This is a genomic window from Pseudomonas sp. PvP001 (genome assembly GCF_040546375.1).
GTDB classification, from domain to species: Bacteria; Pseudomonadota; Gammaproteobacteria; order Pseudomonadales; family Pseudomonadaceae; genus Aquipseudomonas; species Aquipseudomonas coleopterorum.
Window position 1 is genome coordinate 4,352,947 of the sequence record NZ_JBEPNQ010000001.1, and the last position, 21,647, is coordinate 4,374,593.

17 protein-coding genes, 1 tRNA gene and 2 pseudogenes are annotated in these 21,647 nt (G+C 60.3%); 16 read left to right on the forward strand and 4 right to left on the reverse strand.

Going from position 1 to position 21,647, the window contains the following annotated elements; translation table 11 throughout:
• Window positions 1–79: 79 nt before the first annotated feature.
• The 4 genes from ABMD26_RS20020 (at window position 80) to ABMD26_RS20035 (ending at window position 3,124) form a co-directional block, all read left to right on the forward strand.
• A complete protein-coding gene (locus tag ABMD26_RS20020) occupies window positions 80–1,519 on the forward strand; it encodes an aminotransferase-like domain-containing protein (RefSeq protein ID WP_056842215.1) in 1,440 nt (479 codons plus the stop codon).
• A 205-nt stretch (window positions 1,520–1,724) separates the two neighbouring features.
• Window positions 1,725–2,102 carry a translation initiation factor 2 gene (locus tag ABMD26_RS20025; RefSeq protein WP_354311382.1) on the forward strand — a complete coding sequence of 126 codons (378 nt, stop codon included), beginning with the start codon at window positions 1,725–1,727 and terminating at the stop codon, window positions 2,100–2,102.
• Between the two features lie 130 nt (window positions 2,103–2,232).
• A complete protein-coding gene (locus tag ABMD26_RS20030; protein WP_049859850.1) occupies window positions 2,233–2,484 on the forward strand; it encodes a YkgJ family cysteine cluster protein in 252 nt (83 codons plus the stop codon).
• 37 nt (window positions 2,485–2,521) lie between these two features.
• Entirely contained in the window at window positions 2,522–3,124 is a 603-nt protein-coding gene (locus ABMD26_RS20035) for an START domain-containing protein (protein WP_354311385.1), read from the forward strand.
• A 48-nt stretch (window positions 3,125–3,172) separates the two neighbouring features.
• On the opposite strand, the gene gltA is transcribed toward ABMD26_RS20035, so the two are convergent.
• Window positions 3,173–4,462: a citrate synthase gene (gene gltA / locus ABMD26_RS20040; RefSeq protein WP_049859852.1), complete on the reverse strand. Its 1,290-nt coding sequence runs from the start codon at window positions 4,460–4,462 to the stop codon at window positions 3,173–3,175.
• Between the two features lie 350 nt (window positions 4,463–4,812).
• On the opposite strand from gltA, the gene sdhC reads away from it, so the two are divergent.
• From sdhC to brnQ, 11 genes and pseudogenes are all read left to right on the forward strand, one after another.
• Entirely contained in the window at window positions 4,813–5,199 is a 387-nt protein-coding gene (sdhC, locus tag ABMD26_RS20045; RefSeq protein ID WP_177327952.1) for a succinate dehydrogenase, cytochrome b556 subunit, read from the forward strand.
• The gene (gene sdhD, locus ABMD26_RS20050) at window positions 5,193–5,561 is read left to right on the forward strand and encodes a succinate dehydrogenase, hydrophobic membrane anchor protein (protein WP_049859853.1); all 369 of its coding nucleotides are present in this window, start codon (window positions 5,193–5,195) and stop codon (window positions 5,559–5,561) included. Before sdhC ends, sdhD begins: the two co-directional genes overlap by 7 nt.
• A gap of 3 nt (window positions 5,562–5,564) precedes the next feature.
• Window positions 5,565–7,337, forward strand: coding sequence for a succinate dehydrogenase flavoprotein subunit (gene sdhA / locus ABMD26_RS20055; RefSeq protein WP_049859854.1), 1,773 nt, complete (start codon window positions 5,565–5,567; stop codon window positions 7,335–7,337).
• 11 nt (window positions 7,338–7,348) lie between these two features.
• Window positions 7,349–8,053 (forward strand): succinate dehydrogenase iron-sulfur subunit, encoded by a 705-nt coding sequence (locus tag ABMD26_RS20060; RefSeq protein WP_043193659.1) that lies wholly within the window; start codon window positions 7,349–7,351, stop codon window positions 8,051–8,053.
• 246 nt (window positions 8,054–8,299) lie between these two features.
• Window positions 8,300–11,132, forward strand: a pseudogene (locus ABMD26_RS20065) (2-oxoglutarate dehydrogenase E1 component).
• A 42-nt stretch (window positions 11,133–11,174) separates the two neighbouring features.
• A pseudogene (gene odhB / locus ABMD26_RS20070) lies at window positions 11,175–12,423 on the forward strand (2-oxoglutarate dehydrogenase complex dihydrolipoyllysine-residue succinyltransferase).
• A 100-nt stretch (window positions 12,424–12,523) separates the two neighbouring features.
• Window positions 12,524–13,957: a dihydrolipoyl dehydrogenase gene (lpdA, locus tag ABMD26_RS20075; protein ID WP_134721761.1), complete on the forward strand. Its 1,434-nt coding sequence runs from the start codon at window positions 12,524–12,526 to the stop codon at window positions 13,955–13,957.
• A gap of 177 nt (window positions 13,958–14,134) precedes the next feature.
• Entirely contained in the window at window positions 14,135–15,301 is a 1,167-nt protein-coding gene (gene sucC / locus ABMD26_RS20080) for an ADP-forming succinate--CoA ligase subunit beta (RefSeq protein ID WP_049859858.1), read from the forward strand.
• Window positions 15,301–16,182 carry a succinate--CoA ligase subunit alpha gene (sucD, locus tag ABMD26_RS20085; RefSeq protein WP_049859859.1) on the forward strand — a complete coding sequence of 294 codons (882 nt, stop codon included), beginning with the start codon at window positions 15,301–15,303 and terminating at the stop codon, window positions 16,180–16,182. The genes sucC and sucD overlap by 1 nt, the downstream gene beginning before the upstream one ends.
• 519 nt (window positions 16,183–16,701) lie before the next feature.
• A complete protein-coding gene (gene mqo, locus ABMD26_RS20090; protein WP_122743418.1) occupies window positions 16,702–18,354 on the forward strand; it encodes a malate dehydrogenase (quinone) in 1,653 nt (550 codons plus the stop codon).
• 272 nt (window positions 18,355–18,626) lie between these two features.
• Entirely contained in the window at window positions 18,627–19,940 is a 1,314-nt protein-coding gene (gene brnQ / locus ABMD26_RS20095) for a branched-chain amino acid transport system II carrier protein (RefSeq protein WP_134721762.1), read from the forward strand.
• Between the two features lie 58 nt (window positions 19,941–19,998).
• Here brnQ and ABMD26_RS20100 read toward each other — a convergent pair whose 3' ends face one another.
• From ABMD26_RS20100 to ABMD26_RS20110, 3 genes are all read right to left on the reverse strand, one after another.
• The gene (locus tag ABMD26_RS20100) at window positions 19,999–20,325 is read right to left on the reverse strand and encodes an Arc family DNA-binding protein (RefSeq protein WP_043190613.1); all 327 of its coding nucleotides are present in this window, start codon (window positions 20,323–20,325) and stop codon (window positions 19,999–20,001) included.
• Window positions 20,326–20,708: 383 nt separating this feature from the next.
• The gene (locus tag ABMD26_RS20105; RefSeq protein ID WP_056842221.1) at window positions 20,709–20,894 is read right to left on the reverse strand and encodes a PA3371 family protein; all 186 of its coding nucleotides are present in this window, start codon (window positions 20,892–20,894) and stop codon (window positions 20,709–20,711) included.
• Between the two features lie 10 nt (window positions 20,895–20,904).
• The gene (locus ABMD26_RS20110) at window positions 20,905–21,132 is read right to left on the reverse strand and encodes a hypothetical protein (protein WP_354311391.1); all 228 of its coding nucleotides are present in this window, start codon (window positions 21,130–21,132) and stop codon (window positions 20,905–20,907) included.
• 299 nt (window positions 21,133–21,431) lie between these two features.
• Here ABMD26_RS20110 and ABMD26_RS20115 point away from each other — a divergent pair.
• Window positions 21,432–21,508, forward strand: a tRNA-Arg gene (locus ABMD26_RS20115).
• Window positions 21,509–21,647 lie beyond the last annotated feature (139 nt).

A 21,647-nucleotide genomic window follows, 5' to 3' on the forward strand; every position in this document is an offset into this window, starting at 1 on the left:
GATCAGCTCTGCTATCCTGCCAGCTGTCCCCGTACAGTTTGCATCTGTAGGGGTCCTGTGGCACATCTGAGGTCCCGCCATGACCAACCTCTTGCTCTACCAGCGTATTGCCCAGCAGTTGGCTGATGACATCCGTCGAGGGGTCTATCAGCCAGGTGAGCGTGTGCCTTCGGTACGCAAGATGAGCGCGCAGCTCAATGTCAGCCACGCCACGGTGTTGCAGGCCTACGCCAACCTCGAAGATCAGGGGTTGATCCGCGCGCGGCCACAGTCTGGCTACTACGTGCACCAGACGCCCGCGCTGACGGCGCCGACGCCTGACATTGCACGGGTAGAGCGTCCGGGGTTGGTGACACGCAGCAGCATCATCCAGCAAGTGCTCGACGAGTCCCGGCGCGAGGGCGTGTTTCCGTTGGGGGCAGCAGTACCCCACGTCGAGTTTCTGCCGGTACGGGCATTGCACCAGCAATTGGCCAAGGTCACCCGCTTCCAGAGTCCACGCGCGTTCAGCTACATGTTCAGCCCAGGCTTCGAGCCGCTGCGCCGGCAGGTGGCGATCCGCATGCGCGATGCTGGCGTGGTGGTCGATCCTTCGGAGATCGTCATCACTCACGGTTGCGTCGACGCGTTGCAGATGAGCCTGCGCGTACTGACCCGACCCGGTGATCTGATCGCGGCCGAGTCGCCTACCTATTACGGTTTGCTGCAACTGGCGGACTTGCTCGGGCTCAAGGTGATCGAGATTCCCAGCGACCCATCCACGGGCATCAGCCTGGAGGCGCTGCAGCTGGCCGCCAATCAGTGGTCGATCAAGGCGCTGGTGCTGACGCCGCGCTTGAGCAATCCATTGGGCGGGACCATGCCCGAGGAGCGCATGAAGCAGCTGTTGCGACTGTCTTCGGACTTCGATATCCAGATCGTCGAGGACGATATCTATGGCGAATTGATGTTCGAGCAAGGCAAGAGCAAGGCGCTCAAGGCGTTCGATCGGCTGGGGCATGTCATCTACTGCTCGAGTTTCTCCAAGACGCTGTCGCCCGGTGTACGGATCGGTTGGATGATCGCCGGTAAATACCAGGCCGAGGTCCAGCGCTTGCAGACGTTCAGCACCCATTCGGCCTGCAGCGTCACGCAGATGGGCGTGGCCAGCTACCTGGAGAACGGCGGCTACGACCGGCACCTGCGTTTCATTCGTCAGGAATACCGCAAGAACCTCAGTGCCTTCCAGTTGGCCGTGCAGCAACACTTTCCCGAAGGCACGCAGATCACGCGGCCCACGGGTGGATTCATCCTCTGGGTCAGTCTGCCGGGCCGGGTCAATACCCAGGAACTGCACGTTCGCGCGCTGGAGCAGGGGATCAGCATTGCCCCGGGGCTGATCTTCAGCAATACAGAGCAGTTCAACCACTGCGTTCGGCTCAATTGCGGCGTGCCGTGGAATCGCGAGGCCGAGCGCGCCCTGGCGACGCTGGGTGTACTGGCCCGGCAATTGTGTCAGGAGTCGGGAGTTTCCTATTGAAACGGCTCAGGGGGCTTGTCAGCTCGACGCCGAACGGGGAGCATAGGGGTCTCTCCGTTGTTGCCGTGCTCTTATGAACGCCACGCGCCGTCTCGCATTGCTGGTCTTCTGCTTGAATCTGGGCGTCTTTGCAGTGCCTTGTGTTCAAGCGCAAACGGCGGACACTCCGTCTGCCGCAATGCGCGTGGCGGCGACTGAAAAGCCTGTGGTCAAAGCCGACGCTGCGGCAAAGAAGGCCGCGGCGAAAAAGCCGGCGGTTCGCAAGAAAGCGGCCAAGAGCCGTTCGCGCAAGGAGTCGGACGTCATCGCCACTCCGGTGCCGGAGGCCAAGCTGGATCTGACCTTGCCCAAGGACATCGTCAAGGACCTCAAGCCGCCTACTCAGCCTGTCAACGCTGCGGTTCAGCCGGCGCCCCTCGCCGAGCGTGCGCCCAAGCCCATTCTGCCCGCCTTCTTCAGTGACAAGGGTAACGAGGACTTCCAGCTCAATGGCCGTTTGCTGAACAACGAAATGCAACTGCAGCGGCGCGGCGACGGTCGTGAAGTCGAGGGCGCGGCGCTGGACTTCAACTTCAAGCAGTGACCACTGCCCGGTAGCGGCGTCCCCGTTACAGTCTGGCTGATCGAATTATCGCCGCGGGCATTTTCAAACGCTCGTTGGGTCACTACCATGGGGCTTCTTCAACCTTTCGTGCCTGTGAGGTCATGACGTCATGAAATGCCGCGAAGGCTGTGGCGCCTGCTGTATCGCCCCTTCCATCAGTTCGCCTATTCCTGGCATGCCTCTGGGCAAGCCGGCAGGGCAGCGCTGTGTCCAGCTGTCTCTGGATAACCTCTGCGCCCTGTTCGGCCTGCCCGAGCGGCCGGCAGTGTGCTCGGCGTTCAATGCCGATCCCGAGGTGTGCGGTGACAGCGATCAGGATGCCGTGCGCATTCTGGGTTGGTGGGAGCAGATGACCGCATAGGCAAGGGCTCCATTCTCGACAACAAGGAACAACAACAATGAGAGCGATGCATTCAATAGCGCTGGTAGCCCTGCTGGGCAGCGTCCACATGTCTGCCCAGGCGGAGCCGTGGGTGGTGGCCAAGGACGAGGAGGGGATCAAGGTCTCCTTGAGCGAGGTCGCAGGCTCCAAGTACAAGGCCTATCGTGGCGAAACCGTCATCAAGGCCAGCGTCGCGAAGCTGCGGGCGATGCAGGAAGACGTCGCGGGCGCGTGCACCTGGATTCACGAGTGCAAGGCGCAGAAGCTGCTCAAGCATCAGGGCGACCAGACCTGGACCTACACTCAGTTCAATACGCCATGGCCGGTGACGCCGAGGGATTCGGTGTTGCACATCACCACGGTGGATGGCAGCGATGGCAGCGTTACCCGCAACCTGGCCGGGGCGGCCAGCTATGTGCCGGAGGAGAAGGGCTTCGTGCGCGTGGCTCAGGTCGAAGGCTTCTGGAAGATGGTGCCTCAGGGTGCCAATCAGACCCAGGTGATCTACCAGGTGCACACCGAGCCTGGCGGCAGCGTCCCTTCCTGGCTTGCCAACAAGTTCGTCGTGGATGCGCCATTCAATACCCTCAAGGCGCTGCGTACCAAGGCGGAACAATAGAAACGCAAAAGGCCGCCCGAGGGCGGCCTTTCGTTGCCAGGTGAACGCTTAGGTGCGGTCGTCCAGCGCCGTGACGTCGCGGCTTTTCTCGCCGGTGTACAGCTGGCGTGGGCGGCCGATCTTGTACGGACTCGAGAGCATTTCCTTCCAGTGGGAAATCCAGCCAACGGTGCGCGCCAAGGCGAAGATCACCGTGAACATGCTGGTTGGAATGCCGATGGCCTTGAGGATGATGCCCGAATAGAAATCGACGTTCGGGTACAGCGAGCGTTCGATGAAGTACGGGTCGGTCAAGGCGATCTCTTCCAGCCGCATGGCCAGTTCGAGTTGCGGATCGTTCTTGATGCCCAGTTCCTTCAATACTTCGTCGCAGGTCTGCTTCATCACCGTGGCCCGTGGGTCGCGGTTCTTGTAGACGCGGTGGCCGAAGCCCATCAGCTTGAACGGATCGTTCTTGTCCTTGGCCTTGGCGATGAAGGCGTCGATGTTGGAAACATCGCCGATTTCATCGAGCATGGTCAGCACCGCTTCGTTGGCACCGCCGTGGGCAGGGCCCCACAGCGCCGCGATGCCGGCAGCGATGCAGGCGAACGGGTTGGCGCCCGAAGAGCCTGCCAGGCGTACGGTAGAGGTGGACGCATTCTGCTCGTGGTCGGCGTGCAGGATGAAGATGCGATCCATGGCCTTGGCCAGCACCGGGCTGATCGGTTTGATCTCGCACGGGGTGTTGAACATCATGTGCAGGAAGTTTTCGGCATACGAGAGGTCGTTGCGCGGGTACATCATGGGCTGGCCCATGGAGTACTTGTAGACCATGGCTGCCAGGGTCGGCATCTTGGCTACCAGGCGTACCGCCGAGATCTCGCGATGCTGGGGGTTATTGATGTCGAGCGAGTCATGGTAGAACGCGGACAGTGCGCCGACCACGCCGCACATGATGGCCATCGGGTGGGCATCGCGGCGGAAGCCGTTGAAGAAGGTCTTCAACTGCTCGTGAACCATGGTGTGGTTCTTGATGTTGCCGACGAACTTGGCCTTCTGCTCGGCAGTCGGCAATTCGCCGTTGAGCAGCAGGTAGCAGGTTTCAAGGTAGTCGGATTGTTCGGCGAGTTGCTCGATCGGATAGCCGCGGTGCAGCAGGATTCCGGCATCGCCGTCGATGTAGGTGATCTTCGACTCGCACGAAGCGGTCGACATGAAGCCTGGGTCGAAAGTGAAGCGGCCCGTGGCAGTCAAACTCCTGACGTCGATTACATCGGGACCAACGGTGCCGGTTAAAATCGGCAGCTCGACGGGGGCTGCGCCCTCGATGATCAACTGCGCTTTTTTGTCAGCCATGTGGCCTCCTATTAATGCTTGAAATCATCAGACAGACCCCCCACGCAGGGCCCGCACCACTATAGTGAGATAAATTCGAATGTCAATTTGCTTAAAGTGAGGCCCCAGAGGGCTTCGAGCGCGCTTTTTTCGCGAAATTCCGCCCCGTTCAAACCTTTTGCCCTGGCTGTGCGATCCGCCGTCCGAGGCCTGCGCGTGCGTTGTCATTAGTATCCTAACTGTCTATACTCGGCAGCCGACCGCCGGGGGCTTTTCCGAGCCATTTCGACGGGGTCGTCACTCCCTGGGTGGTGAGTACCTGACCAGTACACTTCCCTACAACTTGCCCTGCTTGCTAGGGGCTCTTCAGTGTGAAAAAAGCCGTGAATAGCCAACGACCTGTAAACCTAGACCTAAGGACCATCAAACTCCCTGTCACTGCTTACACGTCCATTCTCCATCGTATATCCGGTGTCATCCTGTTCCTGGGCATCGCTCTCATGCTGTACGCATTGGGCAAATCCCTGGGCTCCGAGGAAGGCTTCGGCGAGGTGAAGGCGTATTTGACCAGCCCGCTGGCCAAGTTTGTGATCTGGGCCCTGCTGTCCGCCTTGCTGTATCACCTGGTGGCCGGTGTGCGCCACCTGATCATGGACATGGGCATCGGTGAGACGCTGGAAGGCGGCAAGCTGGGCTCCAAAATCGTTCTCATCATCTCGGTGGTGCTGATCGTTCTGGCAGGAGTTTGGGTATGGTAACCAACGTTACGAACCTTTCGCGTTCGGGCCTCTATGACTGGATGGCACAGCGCGTGTCTGCGGTCGTTCTCGCGGCTTATTTTCTGTTTCTGATCGGGTACATCATTGCCAATCCAGGCATGGAGTACACCCAATGGCACTCGCTGTTCAGCAGCAACTGGATGCGCATCTTCAGCCTCCTGGCCCTGGTCGCCCTGGGCGCCCACGCCTGGGTCGGCATGTGGACCATCGCCACCGACTACCTGACGCCGATGTCATTCGGCAAGTCGGCCACGGCTATACGCTTCCTGTTCCAGGCGGTATGCGGCGTCGCGATGTTCGCGTACTTCGTCTGGGGTGTGCAGATTCTTTGGGGTATCTGATTCATGGCTAACATTAGTACGCTTTCCTTCGACGCCATCATCATTGGTGGTGGCGGTGCCGGCATGCGCGCAGCGCTGCAGCTGGCCCAGGGCGGTCACAAGACTGCCGTTGTCACCAAAGTCTTCCCGACTCGCTCGCACACCGTATCGGCGCAGGGCGGCATCACGTGCGCCATCGCTTCGGCCGACCCGAACGATGACTGGCGCTGGCACATGTACGATACCGTCAAGGGTTCCGACTACATCGGTGACCAGGACGCTATCGAGTACATGTGTTCGGTAGGCCCGGAGGCCGTCTTCGAGCTCGAGCACATGGGGCTGCCGTTCTCGCGTACCGAGCAGGGCCGCATCTACCAGCGTCCGTTCGGTGGCCAGTCCAAGGACTTCGGCAAGGGCGGCCAGGCGGCACGTACCTGTGCTGCTGCCGACCGTACCGGTCACGCCTTGCTGCACACCCTCTATCAGGCGAACCTGAAGGCTGGCACTGTATTCCTGAACGAATACTATGCGGTCGATCTGGTGAAGAACCAGGACGGTGCGATCGTTGGCGTGATCGCCATCTGCATCGAAACCGGCGAAACCTCTTACATCCGTGCCAACGCCACCGTATTGGCGACCGGCGGGGCCGGGCGCATCTATTCGTCCACCACCAACGCCCTGATCAACACCGGTGACGGCGTCGGCATGGCCCTGCGTGCCGGTGTGCCGGTACAGGACATCGAGATGTGGCAGTTCCACCCGACCGGCATCGCTGGCGCAGGTGTACTGGTCACCGAAGGTTGCCGCGGTGAAGGCGGTTACCTGATCAACAAGCACGGCGAGCGTTTCATGGAGCGCTACGCACCGAACGCCAAGGACCTTGCCGGTCGTGACGTGGTTGCGCGCTCCATGGTCAAGGAAATCATCGCCGGCAATGGCTGTGGTCCCGATGGCGATCACGTGATGCTCAAGCTCGATCACCTGGGCGAGGAAGTGCTGCACAGCCGCCTGCCGGGCATCATGGAGCTGTCCAAGACCTTTGCCCACGTCGATCCGGCCGCCGCGCCGATTCCTGTCGTGCCAACTTGTCATTACATGATGGGGGGTGTCGCTACCAACATCCACGGTCAGGCAATCACCCAGGATGCCAATGGCAACGATGCCATCATCCCTGGTCTGTTCGCCGTGGGCGAAGTGGCTTGCGTGTCGGTTCACGGTGCCAACCGCCTGGGTGGCAACTCGCTGCTCGACCTGGTGGTATTTGGTCGCGCCGCCGGTCTGCACCTGGAGCAGGCACTGAGCGAAGGCATCGACTACCGCCGTGCCAGCGACACCGATCTGGAAGTCGCCCTGGCGCGTCTGGACGGCCTTAACGCACGGACTACCGGCGAAGACGTCGCCAGCCTGCGCAAGGAACTGCAGAGCTGCATGCAGAACTACTTCGGTGTGTTCCGCACCGGCGAGTACATGCAGAAAGGTATCGACCAGCTGGCCGGCCTGCGCGAGCGCATCGCCAACGTCAAGATCAACGACAAGAGCCAGGGCTTCAACACCGCCCGGATCGAAGCGCTGGAATTGCAGAACCTGCTGGAAGTGGCGGAAGCCACCGCGATCGCTGCAGAGCATCGCAAAGAGTCCCGCGGCGCTCACGCCCGTGAAGACTATGAAGATCGCGACGACGAAAACTGGCTGTGCCACACCCTGTACTTCCCGGGTGAAAAACGTGTTGCCAAGCGCGCCGTGAACTTCTCGCCGAAAACCGTTCCGACTTTCGAACCGAAAATCCGGACTTATTGAGGGTGGCCGTCATGTTGCAAGTCAGTGTTTATCGCTACAACCCGGATCAGGACGCAGCGCCGTCCATGCAGGAATTCCAGGTCGACACCGGTGGCAAGGATGTGATGGTGCTGGACGTGCTGGCCTTGATCAAGGAACAGGACGAAGGCTTTTCGTATCGTCGCTCGTGCCGTGAAGGCGTGTGCGGTTCCGACGGCATGAACATCAACGGCAAGAACGGCCTGGCGTGCATCACGCCGCTGTCCGCTGTCGTAAAAGGTAACAAGTTGATCGTGCGTCCGCTGCCAGGATTGCCCGTCATCCGTGACCTGGTCGTGGATATGAGCATCTTCTACAAGCAGTACGAGAAGGTGAAGCCGTTCCTGCAGAACGACACTCCGGCTCCGGCCATCGAGCGTCTGCAGACTCCGGAAGAGCGTGAAAAGCTGGACGGTCTGTACGAGTGCATCCTGTGCGCTTGCTGCTCGACGTCCTGCCCGTCGTTCTGGTGGAACCCCGACAAGTTCCTGGGCCCGGCAGCGTTGCTGCAGGCTTATCGTTTCCTGGCCGACAGCCGCGATACCCGGACCAGCGAGCGCCTCGCATCGATGGATGACCCGTTCAGCGTATTCCGCTGCCGCGGCATCATGAACTGCGTCAGCGTCTGCCCGAAAGGCTTGAACCCCACCAAGGCTATTGGCCACGTGCGGAACATGCTGTTGTCCAACGGCGTCTGATTCAACTGCTACACCGCAAGCCGTCACAGCGCGGGATCGATCCTGCGCTGTGACGAAAACCCGAGCGCGGCTGCGTATGGCTTCGCTTTTACTTTCGAAGAAACAAGACCAGCAGGGGCTCCGGGCTGGTACCCGGACTACCAGCGTACAACTCTGAGGTGGCTTGCACGGTCGCTCTACACGGACCGCGTCAATACGCCCAAGGTGTCAGCGCCGGTGGTGTCCCCTAACCGAGGGTGACCAAGCATGCAAGAAAGCGTGATGCAGCGCATGTGGAACAGCGCCCACCTATCCGGTGGTAACGCTGCCTATGTGGAAGAGCTCTATGAGCTTTACCTGCACGACCCTAACGCTGTGCCAGAGGAATGGCGCACCTACTTTCAGAAGTTGCCTGCCGAAGGCAGCACTGCCACCGACGTTGCACACTCCACCATTCGCGATCATTTCGTCCTGCTGGCCAAAAACCAGCGCCGTGCTCAACCGGTTTCCGCCGGGAGCGTGAGCAGCGAGCACGAAAAGAAGCAGGTAGAAGTGCTGCGACTGATTCAGGCCTACCGGATGCGCGGCCACCAGGCAGCCCAACTGGACCCGTTGGGGCTGTGGCAACGGCCTGCTCCGGCAGACCTGTCAATCAACCATTACGGCATGACCAATGCCGATCTGGATACGACCTTCCGTGCCGGCGACCTGTTCATCGGCAAGGAGGAGGCGAGCCTACGTGAAATTCTCGAGGCTTTGCAGCAGACATATTGCCGCACCATCGGCGCCGAGTTCACTCACATCACCGATTCCGAGCAGCGCAGCTGGTTCCAGCAGCGCCTGGAAAGCGTGCGCGGTCGTCCTTCGTTCTCGGCCGAGATCCGCAGCCACGTGCTGGAGCGCGTCACCGCTGCCGAAGGCCTCGAGAAGTACCTGGGCACCAAGTACCCCGGCACCAAGCGTTTCGGTCTGGAAGGTGGCGAAGCCCTGATCCCGATGCTCGACGAGATGATTCAGCGCTCGGGCTCCTACGGCACCAAGGAAGTCGTGATCGGCATGGCCCACCGTGGCCGTCTCAACGTACTGGTCAACACCTTCGGCAAGAACCCTCGCGACCTGTTCGACGAGTTCGAAGGCAAGAAGAAGGTCGAGCTGGGCTCCGGTGACGTCAAGTACCACCAGGGTTTCTCGTCCAACGTGATGACCGCAGGTGGCGAAGTGCACCTGGCCATGGCGTTCAACCCGTCCCACCTGGAGATCGTTTCTCCGGTGGTCGAGGGTTCGGTACGTGCCCGCCAGGACCGTCGCAACGATGCGGTCGGCGACAAGGTGCTGCCGATCTCGCTGCACGGCGACGCTGCATTCGCCGGCCAGGGCGTGGTCATGGAAACCTTCCAGATGTCGCAGACCCGCGGTTTCAAGACCGGCGGTACCGTGCACATCGTGATCAACAACCAGGTTGGTTTCACCATCAGCAACCCGTACGACGCGCGCTCCACCGAGTACGCGACCGATGTGGCCAAGATGATCCAGGCGCCGATCCTGCACGTGAACGGCGATGATCCGGAAGCCGTGGTGTTCGTCACCCAGTTGGCCATCGACTACCGCATGCAGTTCAAGCGGGACGTGGTCATCGACCTGGTGTGCTACCGCCGTCGCGGCCACAACGAGGCCGACGAGCCAAGTGGCACTCAGCCGCTGATGTACCAGCAGATCGCCAAGCAGCGCACCACCCGCGAGCTGTATGCCGAAAGCCTGATCAAGGCCGGCGTGCTCGACGAAGGCAGCGTGCAGAGCCAGATCGACGAGTACCGCAATGCGCTGGACAACGGTCTGCACGTGGTCAAGAGCCTGGTCAAGGAACCGAACAAGGAATTGTTCGTCGACTGGCGTCCTTACCTGGGCCATGCCTGGACGGCGCGTCACGACACGCGTTTCGACCTCAAGACCCTGCAGGAGCTGTCCGCCAAGCTGCTGGAAATTCCCGAAGGCTTCGTGGTGCAGCGCCAGGTGTCCAAGATCTACGAAGATCGCCAGAAGATGCAGGCCGGTGGCTTGCCGATCAACTGGGGCTATGCCGAGACCATGGCGTACGCCACCTTGGCCTTCGAAGGTCATCCGATCCGCATGACCGGCCAGGACATCGGCCGCGGCACCTTCTCGCACCGCCATGCGGTGTTGCACAACCAGAAGGATGCGGCGACCTACATTCCGCTGCAGAACCTGTACAACGGCCAGCCGCGCTTCGATCTGTACGACTCGTTCCTGTCCGAAGAGGCGGTTCTGGCGTTCGAATACGGCTACTCGACCACCTCGCCCAACGCGTTGGTGATCTGGGAAGCGCAGTTCGGTGACTTCGCCAACGGTGCACAGGTCGTGGTCGACCAGTTCATCACCAGCGGCGAGCACAAGTGGGGCCGTCTGTGCGGTCTGACCATGCTGCTGCCGCACGGCTACGAAGGGCAGGGCCCGGAGCACTCGTCCGCGCGTCTGGAGCGTTACCTGCAGCTGTGCGCCGAGCACAACATTCAGGTGTGCGTGCCCACCACGCCTGCGCAGATCTACCATCTGCTGCGTCGTCAGGTGATCCGTCCGCTGCGCAAGCCGCTGATCGTGCTCACGCCCAAGTCGCTGCTGCGTCACAAGCTCGCGGTGTCGACCCTGGAAGATCTGGCCGAAGGTTCGTTCCAGACCGTCATCCCGGAAATCGATACCCTGGACGCCGCCAAGGTGACGCGTCTGGTGCTGTGCAGCGGCAAGGTCTACTACGACCTGCTGGAGAAGCGCCGCGCCGAAGGCCGCGAAGATGTCGCCATCGTGCGTATCGAGCAGCTGTATCCGTTCCCTGAAGACGACTTGATGGAAGCGATCGCTGCCTACACCAATCTGGAGCACGTGGTCTGGTGTCAGGAAGAACCGATGAACCAGGGTGCCTGGTACAGCAGTCAGCATCACTTGCGCCGCAGCATGAGCAATCACAAGAAGACCCTGGTCCTCGAGTATGCCGGCCGTGACGCATCGGCTGCCCCGGCTTGTGGTTACGCTTCGAATGCATGCCGAGCAGCAAGCCAAACTGCTGCAAGATGCCTTCACCGTTTAATGCCAACGCGCACCTGAAACCGAATTTAAGGAATTACTGATAATGGCTATCGAGATCAAAGCCCCTACCTTCCCGGAATCGGTCGCCGACGGCACCGTTGCGACCTGGCACAAGCAGCCGGGCGATGCGGTCAAGCGCGATGACCTGATCGTTGACATCGAGACCGACAAGGTTGTCCTGGAAGTGCTGGCCACTGCCGACGGCGTGCTGGGCGCGATCGTCAAGAACGAAGGCGACACCGTTCTGTCGGACGAAGTTCTGGGCTCCATCGAGGAGGGCGGCGCTGCCGCCGCTGCACCCGCTGCTGCACCCGCTGCTGCACCTCAGGCCGCTGCCGCGCCTCAAACCGCCGCACCACAGGCGGCTTCGGCACCTGCTGCCGGCGACGATGACGCCATCGGTGGTCCGGCTGCACGCAAGCTGGCCGAAGAAAACGGCATCAACCTGAATCAGCGTCAAGGGCACCGGCAAAGACGGTCGCGTTACCAAGGAAGACCTGGTTGCCGCCATCGAAGCCAAGAAGTCGGCACCGGCTGCCAAGCCTGCCATGCCTGCCGCTGCAGCCGCCGTGGTCCAGACCACCGGCGACCGCACCGAGAAGCGCGTGCCGATGACCCGTCTGCGCGCCAAGGTCGCTGAACGTCTGGTCGAAGCCCAGTCGAACATGGCCATGCTGACCACCTTCAACGAAGTCGACATGACCGAAGTCATGGCCTTGCGCTCCAAGTACAAGGACCTGTTCGAGAAGTCGCACAACGGCGTGCGCCTGGGCTTCATGTCGTTCTTCGTCAAGGCGGCCACCGAGGCGCTCAAGCGCTTCCCGGCTGTCAACGCCTCGATCGACGGCTCCGACATCGTCTATCACGGCTACGCCGACGTCGGTGTCGCGGTGTCCAGCGACCGAGGTCTGGTGGTTCCCGTCCTGCGCAATGCCGAGGCCATGAGCCTGGCCGAGATCGAAGGCGGCATCGCCACCTTCGGCAAGAAAGCGCGCGACGGCAAGCTGTCGATGGACGAAATGACCGGGGGTACCTTTACCATCACCAACGGTGGTACCTTCGGTTCGATGATGTCGACCCCGATCGTCAACCCGCCGCAAGCGGCCATCCTGGGCATGCACAACATTCTGCAGCGTCCCATGGCGATCAACGGCCAAGTGGTCATCCGCCCGATGATGTATCTGGCACTGTCCTATGACCACCGCCTGATCGACGGCAAGGAAGCTGTGACGTTCCTGGTGACCATCAAGAACCTGCTCGAAGATCCAGCTCGTCTGTTGCTGGATATCTGACAAGGCAGCCACAGGTAGCGGGATCCGCCATCGAGCCCACGCAGCTTGATCCGGACCCCGTTGGCTGGGCTTCAAGCATGCCGCTAATAGGAATTGTTTTATGACTCAGAAATTCGACGTGGTAGTGATTGGCGCAGGCCCCGGTGGCTACGTCGCTGCCATCAAGGCCGCACAACTGGGCCTCAAGACTGCCTGTATCGAGAAGTATCAAGACGGTGAAGGCAAGCTGGCCCTCGGCGGCACCTGCCTGAACGTGGGTTGCATTCCGTCCAAGGCATTGCTGGACAGCTCGTGGAAATTCCACGAAGCGCAGGACGGTTTCGCCGTCCACGGCATCAACCATGCCGGCGTGACCATGGACGTTCCGGCGATGATTGGCCGCAAGTCCAACATCGTCAAGAACCTGACTGGCGGCGTTGCCGGCCTGTTCAAGTCCAACGGCGTGACCGTGCTGCAAGGCCACGGCAAACTGCTGGCTGGCAAGAAAGTCGAAGTGACCGGCCCCAACGGCGTTGAAGTCGTCGAAGCCGACAACGTCATTCTGGCTTCCGGCTCGCGTCCGATCGACATTCCACCGGCGCCGGTCGACCAGAAGATCATCGTCGACTCCACCGGTGCGTTGGAATTCCAGGAAGTGCCCAAGCGTCTCGGCGTCATTGGTGCCGGCGTGATCGGCCTGGAGCTGGGTTCGGTATGGTCGCGCCTGGGCGCCCAGGTCACCGTGCTCGAAGCGCTGGACACCTTCCTCATGGCTGCCGACACCGCGGTGTCCAAGGAAGCCCTGAAGACCATGACCAAGCAAGGTCTGGACATCAAGCTCGGCGCTCGCGTGACCGGCTCCGAAGTTCAGGGCGAAGAAGTCGTGGTCAAGTACACCGATGCCAATGGCGAGCAGTCGATCACCTTCGACAAGCTGATCGTCGCCGTGGGCCGTCGTCCGGTGACCACGGACCTGCTGGCTTCGGACAGCGGCGTGGACATCGACGAGCGCGGCTTCATCTTTGTCGATGACTACTGCGCGACCAGCGTCCCTGGCGTCTATGCCATCGGTGACGTGGTCCGTGGCCTGATGCTGGCGCACAAGGCGTCCGAGGAAGGCATCATGGTCGTCGAGCGCATCAAGGGCCACAAGGCCGTGATGAACTACGACCTGATTCCATCGGTCATCTACACCCACCCGGAAATCGCATGGGTCGGCAAGACCGAGCAGGCGCTCAAGGCCGAAGGCGTTGAAGTCAACGTCGGCAGCTTCCCGTTCGCGGCCAGTGGTCGCGCGATGGCAGCCAACGATACCGGCGGTTTCGTCAAGGTCATCGCCGATGCCAAGACCGACCGCGTACTGGGTGTCCACGTGATCGGCCCGAGCGCCGCAGAACTGGTTCAGCAGGGCGCCATCGCCATGGAATTCGGCACCAGTGCCGAAGACCTGGGCATGATGGTCTTCTCGCATCCGACCCTGTCGGAAGCCCTGCACGAAGCGGCCCTGGCCGTGAATGGCGGCGCCATCCACATCGCCAACCGCAAGAAGCGTTAAACAATAAGAAACCACGGTGGATTGCCCGTCGCATGCCCTGTACGCAGGGGTGCCGCGGAACGTCCGCCGGACTCGCCTCGTCGGTCAACCGGCGAGTAGCAGTCACAGGTGGCGCGGCACTTCAATCACGAAGCGCAGCGCCGAAAAGCGCAGTACCTAACGAAGACGGTAATAAGCATGAATCTTCACGAGTATCAGGGTAAGCAGCTGTTCGCTGAATACGGCCTGCCAGTATCCAAGGGTTACGCGGTAGACACCCCCGAAGAAGCCGCAGAAGCCTGCGACAAGATCGGCGGCAGCGAGTGGGTCGTCAAGGCCCAGGTCCACGCCGGTGGCCGTGGTAAAGCTGGTGGTGTAAAGCTGGTTCGCAGCAAGGAAGACGCCAAGGCTTTCGCTCAGCAGTGGCTGGGCAAGCGTCTGGTGACTTACCAGACTGATGCCAACGGTCAGCCTGTCACCAAGATCCTGGTCGAGTCCTGCACCGATATCGCCAAAGAGCTGTATCTGGGCGCCGTAGTGGACCGCTCCAGCCGTCGCATCGTGTTCATGGCTTCCACCGAAGGTGGCGTGGACATCGAGAAGATCGCTCACGACACTCCCGAGAAGATCCTCAAGTCCACCATCGATCCGTTGGTCGGCGCTCAGCCGTTCCAGGGCCGCGAGCTGGCATTCCAGCTGGGTCTGGAAGGCAAGCAGGTTGCCCAGTTCGCCAAGATCTTCGTTGGCCTGGCCAAGCTGTTCCAGGACCATGACCTGGCCCTGCTGGAAGTCAACCCGTTGGTCATCAAGGCGGACGGCGATCTGCATTGCCTCGATGCCAAGATCAACATCGACGCCAACGCCATGTACCGTCAGCCCAAGCTGAAGGGTTTCCACGATCCTTCGCAGGACGACCCGCGTGAAGCGCACGCTGCCAAGTTCGAACTGAACTACGTGGCGCTGGAAGGCAACATCGGTTGCATGGTCAACGGTGCCGGCCTGGCCATGGGTACCATGGACATCGTCAACCTGCACGGCGGCAAGCCAGCCAACTTCCTCGACGTTGGCGGCGGTGCTACCAAGGAACGCGTAACCGAAGCGTTCAAGATCATTCTGTCCGACACCAATGTCGCGGCCGTACTGGTCAACATCTTCGGCGGCATCGTTCGTTGCGACATGATTGCCGAAGGCATCATCGGCGCGGTGAAGGAAGTCGGCGTTAAAATCCCGGTGGTTGTGCGCCTTGAAGGCAACAACGCTGAACTGGGCGCTAAAGTACTGGCGGAAAGCGGTCTGAACATCATCGCAGCCACCAGCCTGACCGACGCTGCTCAACAAGTTGTCAAAGCTGCGGAGGGCAAGTAATGAGCGTCCTGATCAATAAAGACACCAAGGTCATCTGCCAGGGCTTCACCGGCTCGCAGGGTACTTTCCACTCCGAACAAGCCATCGCCTACGGCACCAAGATGGTTGGCGGCGTGACTCCGGGCAAGGGTGGTACCACCCACCTGAACCTGCCTGTGTTCAACACCGTGAAAGAAGCCGTGGAAACCACAGGCGCTACCGCCTCGGTCATCTACGTACCGGCTCCTTTCTGCAAGGATTCCATCCTTGAAGCGGCGTTCGGCGGCATCAAGCTGATCGTCTGCATCACCGAAGGCATTCCGACCATCGACATGCTGGAAGCCAAGGTCAAGTGCGACGAGCTGGGTGTCATCCTGATCGGCCCCAACTGCCCAGGCGTGATCACTCCGGGCGAGTGCAAGATCGGCATCATGCCAGGCCACATCCACTTGCCAGGCAAGGTCGGTATCGTGTCGCGTTCCGGCACCCTGACCTATGAAGCCGTCAAGCAGACCACCGACGCCGGTTTCGGCCAGTCGACCTGCGTCGGTATCGGCGGTGACCCGATCCCGGGCTCGAACTTCATCGACATCCTGAAGCTGTTCCAGGAAGACCCACAGACCGAAGCTATCGTCATGATCGGCGAGATCGGTGGTTCGGCCGAAGAAGAAGCCGCTGCCTACATCAAGGCACACGTGACCAAGCCGGTCGTTTCCTACATCGCTGGTGTGACTGCCCCTCCAGGCAAGCGCATGGGCCATGCCGGTGCAATCATCTCGGGCGGCAAGGGCACTGCAGACGAGAAGTTTGCAGCCCTGCAGGACGCTGGTGTGAAAACCGTGCGTTCGCTGGCTGATATCGGCAAGGCCTTGGCCGAGCTGACTGGCTGGGCGGTCAAGTAAGCTTCGCTTGCCTGCACGCGTAGTCGCAAAAGCCACCTTCGGGTGGCTTTTGTGTTTCTGGAAGATGAGTTCGCGGCGACAACGAATCGAGACGATTGTTGCAGGCGCAGTACAAGCTTTCTGCGACTTTGGGATGGTTGCGTTAGCGAGCCTCATGTACTATGTCGACCCGCCAGATTGTCGCAGCTCGCTGAAACGTTAAATCGTCTCTTCCGAGCGTGGTTGACGTCTGTGTCAAGTGGGTCGAATCAAGCGGTTCAAATCAAGTTGGTGGAATTCTGTACGGCCCTGCCTCGGCAGCCGCAGGATTCAGCGTCGCTCAAGTAGCTGAAGACAATATTCAACAAGAAGAAGTCAGCGCAGGAGAGACATGAAAGTGAGACCGAGCACTGTCGTACGGTCTTGTATGTCTGCCCGTCAGTCCCTCTGAATGCCCGTTTGCGCTGGATTTGCCAATGAATGCTGGCTGTTCCGGGTCGCGACGACGGATGGATGACGTTCTATCCTAGGAATTTCTGAATGTTGAAGAAAGCGAACACAGCGCTGCTGGGTCTGGCTCTGTCCATCGGGATGGTGTCGGCACAAGCGGCCGAAGCGAAGAAAGTCGATGTCCTGCTGATCGGCGGCGGTGTCATGAGCGCCACGCTGGGCGTGCTGCTCAACGAGCTCGAGCCGAGCTGGTCGATGGAAATGGTCGAGCGCCTGGACGCTGTCGCCGAAGAAAGCTCCAATGGATGGAACAACGCGGGTACCGGACACTCGGCCCTGGCCGAGCTGAACTACACGCCGGAAGACAAGGACGGCAAGGTCCAGATCGCCAAGGCGATCGAGATCAACGAAGCCTTCCAGATTTCCCGTCAGTTCTGGGCTCACCAGGTGACGGTGGGGGTGTTGAAGAACCCACGCACGTTCATCAACTCCACGCCGCACATGAGCTTCGTCTGGGGCGACAACAACATCGAGTTCCTCAAGAAGCGCTATGAAGCGCTGAAGGCGAGCCCGCTGTTCGCCGGCATGCAGTTCTCCCAGGACCACGAGCAGATCAAGAAGTGGGTGCCGTTGATGATGGAGGGCCGCGACCCCAATCAGAAACTGGCCGTCACCTGGAGCCCGCTGGGTACCGACATGAACTTCGGTGAGATCACTCGCCAGTACGTCGGTCACCTGAAGGGCCAGAAAGGCTTCGACCTGAAGCTGTCCAGCGAAGTTGAAGACATCAAGCGCAATGACGATGGTTCATGGCGCGTGACCTACAAGAACCTGAAAGACGGCACCAAGACTGAAACCGATGCCAAGTTCGTGTTCATCGGCGCCGGTGGTGCTGCCCTGCATCTGCTGCAGGACTCGGGTATTCCAGAAGCCAAGGAATACGGTGGCTTCCCGGTAGGTGGCTCGTTCCTGGTGACCGAGAACCCGAGCGTGGCCATGCAGCACATGGCCAAGGCCTACGGCATCGCATCGACCGGCGCGCCGCCCATGTCCGTTCCGCACCTGGACACCCGTGTCCTGGACGGCAAGCGCGTGGTTCTGTTTGGCCCATTCGCCACCTTCTCGACCAAGTTCCTGAAGAACGGTTCGTACCTGGACCTGCTGACCAGCACCAACCTGCACAACGTATGGCCCATGACCAAGGTCGGCATCGAGCAGTACCCGCTGATCGAATACCTGGCCGGTCAGGTCATGCTGTCGGATGATGATCGCTACGAAGCCTTGAAGCAGTACTTCCCCAACGCCAAGAAAGAAGACTGGCGTCTGTGGCAGGCTGGCCAGCGCGTGCAGATCATCAAGCGTGACGCAGACAAGGGCGGCGTGCTGAAACTGGGTACTGAAATCGTCGTCTCCAAGGACAGCAGCATCGCCGGTTTGCTGGGTGCCTCGCCTGGCGCATCGACCGCAGCACCGATCATGATCAACGTGCTGGAAAAGGCGTTCAAGGACAAGGTCGCGACGCCCGAGTGGCAAGCCAAGCTGCGTCAGATCGTGCCTAGCTACGGTACTGCGCTGAACAACTCGCCGGAAGCCGTGCAGAAAGAGTGGAACTACACCGCCAAGATTCTGCAGCTGGCCGTTGCTCCTCCTGTGATCGACCAGGCCGCTGCCGCTGCCAACCCGATCGAAGGCCAGACGGCACCGAAAGCTGAAAGCAACCCAGCGGCCGACATGGCGCTGTAAGTCCGGGCCTCACGCCTGAGGCTTCTGGAACTAGCTGTATCGTTTCCGCTGAGTCTTGCACCGATGCGACACTCAGGTGCACTCAGCGGACACTTCGCACTGCAACAGTGCGAGGGGCGTCGAATTTCGCTACTCTACGCGCCATTTTGCCGGGCCCGCCCACAAGGCAGCTGCCTGCGCATTCAGTCTGGCCTCATCCGGTCGACCGTGTTTCCCTCAATCCATGGGGAAAACCTCTCTCAATTCCAATCTATTGACGTGGTTTCCTTCCAATGAAAGTGCTTAAAGGCCAGGATATTCTGGCGCTTGGTTTCATGACGTTCGCCTTGTTCGTAGGCGCGGGCAATATCATCTTTCCACCCTTCGTCGGCCTGCAGGCTGGGCCGAATGTCTGGATGGCGGCATTGGGCTTCCTGGTGACGGCGGTAGGTCTGCCGGTGATCACCGTGGTGGCGCTGGCCAGGGTCGGCGGTTCGATGGATGCGCTGAGCAGTCCGATCGGTAAGCTGGCGGGTGGTCTGTTGGCCGCCGTGTGCTATCTGGCGGTGGGCCCGTTGTTCGCAACGCCGCGCACCGCCACCGTGTCGTTTGCCGTAGGCCTGGCGCCCTTGACCGGTGAAACGCCGCTGGCGCTGTTTCTCTATAGCGCGGTGTACTTCCTACTGGTGTACATCGTTTCACTCTACCCCGGACGCCTGCTCGATACCGTAGGGCGATTTCTGGCCCCGCTGAAAATCATCGCTCTGGCCGTATTGGGTATTGCCGCGTTTGCCTTGCCGGTAGGTCCCAGCGGTGATGCGGTGCCCGAGTATGTCGCTGCGCCATTTTCACTCGGCTTCATCAATGGTTACCTGACCATGGATACGTTGGGTGCGCTGGTGTTCGGCATCGTCATCGTCAATGCCATTCGCTCCAGAGGCGTCGAGTCGCCCAAGCTGATCACGCGCTACGCGATCATCGCCGGGCTGATTGCCGGAGTAGGGCTGGCCCTGGTGTACATCAGTCTCTTTCGTCTTGGGTCGGGCAGCCACGCCGTCGCGGCCGGTGCTACCAACGGCGCTGCGGTTCTGCATGCCTATGTGCAGCACACCTTCGGCGGGCTGGGCAGTGGTTTCCTGGCCGTGCTGATCTCGCTGGCATGCCTGGTGACTGCTGTTGGCCTGACCTGCGCCTGCGCCGAGTATTTCAGCCGAGTCTTGCCACTGTCCTACAAGACGCTGGTGCTCTTGCTGGCGCTGTTCTCGCTGCTGGTATCCAACCTGGGCTTGACCAAGCTGATCGCTTTTTCCATCCCCGTGCTGACCGCCATCTATCCGCCCTGCATCGTGCTGGTGGCGCTGAGCTTTTGCGCCGGGTTGTGGTATTCGCAGTCGCGTATTCTTGGCCCGGTCATGCTTGTCTCGTTGCTCTTCGGCCTCATCGATGCGATCAAGGGCGCGGGCCTTTCGCAGTGGTTGCCAGCATCCTTGCTCGACCTTCCGCTGAGTGAACAAGGCCTGGCCTGGCTGGTGCCGTCGGTTGCTGTGCTGCTCGTGGCGGTGGTAGTCGATCGTGTGCTGGGCACGCGCGTTCACGCTGCGGCCTGAGCCTTTCGTCACCCACAAAAAAGCCAGCTCTAGAGCTGGCTTTTTTTTGCGGCGGTGTTCATGACGCTTCGGCTGCGGCCTCGACGTCATGGGCGATCAAGGACACCAGTGCATTTTGCTGTCGGTGCGACAGCTGACGGAAACGCTGCAGGAGCTCACGCTCATGCAAGGACAATTCCGGGCTGTCCATCTTCATGCTCAACTCTTCACCCAAGGCACCTTCCTGGATCAGGCTCTGTTCCAGGCGTGCGATGATCTCAGAGTTCATGCTGCGGTGATGGTTACGAGCCACCTCAGCAATCTGCTCACGCATCCCGTCAGGAAGACGTACTACGAATTTGTCAGCCGTGCGGCTGGAGTAAACAGCCTGTTTGAGTGGGCGCATAGTGATGACCGATAAGTTCAGGGGGAGCGGTTCTTGAAGTAGGCCGCAGGATGTCGGTTAGGACACGCCGATCGGCAAATTGTTCCAGCCTGCCGATGCGGCGCTATGATGCACTAATGCGACATAGCTTTGACGCCAATTCTGTGACAAATAATGATCCGAATCGTGGCATTTTGCCAGCCCCTCCTGCACTGTATTTTGCACAGGCTGGCCGCATCTGCCAGGACACGTTCACATACAGAGTGGAGATCTCTTCAAGAGGTGCTCTGACCCGCTTTGTGCATACTGCGCACAGCACGCGCGAGCTACCTTGGGGGGTAGCATAGTGACATCTGGGCCATTTGCTAGCATTGATTGTCGACAGGTGTCGATCTTGTGGGCGATTAGCGCAACAGGGGATCGAATTTGATCCTGCGACCTTTGATCAGCGCCAGCAACAACGCAAGACTGGCGATACCACCCATGGCTTGCAACGCGATCCCCAAGGCAGACGTGTGTTGTCCGAACGCGAACGCGCTGGTCCAACAGGCTATGGCAATCAACATGAATGCCAAGGCGTATCTCGACATCTGCAACTCCTTAAAAGGTATAGCGTTCAGTGCGCTGGGTCGTGGCGGGCTCGCTGACGCCCTTGGCGGCCGTGAGCGGCGCCTCGGTGCTGGAAGACGCAACGCGAGCGATGGGGGCGGGGATGAAGCGGGCGGCATCGACATGGACCAGCGCAGGATCAGTGGTCTGGCTGTGGAACTGAACGCCAATGAGGATGACCAATGTCATAGCGTTGAGCACCAAGAGGACGCTGTTCATTGAAATTCTCCGCAGCCTGAATGTCGAAGCGTGGTTCAACATCGGATGTAGCAGGCGGCGTGCCAACTTCAGAGATTGGGAAAAACCCAGTGATTTCAGCGGTATGCACAGTGCTCAGGGCAATTTGATATTGCATCCTGCACTGCCGAGTGCAGTTGAGTATTGCAAAATGCATGAACGCTGAAGCTGGGTTTTCCAGCGACTCAACAAGGCAAAATCCTTTCCATGCTGCATGACAAACCGGGCCTGGCTGGGTAACATGCATGCCGTTCGTCGTGCCGCCCGGTACGCCGCTGTGTGTCTCAGTAGCTCAATTGGATAGAGCATCCCCCTCCTAAGGGGAAGGTTGCAGGTTCGAACCCCGCCTGGGACACCATTTTTCACGTGCGATTGTTTATCTGTCGTCAGCCTTTCAGGGCATCCAAAAGCCAGACCGTCACGGCCTAGTGGGTTGTAACAACCTTTCTTCGGTGTACTCAACGGTCCTGCGCCATGAGTCGTGATGCCCGGACGTG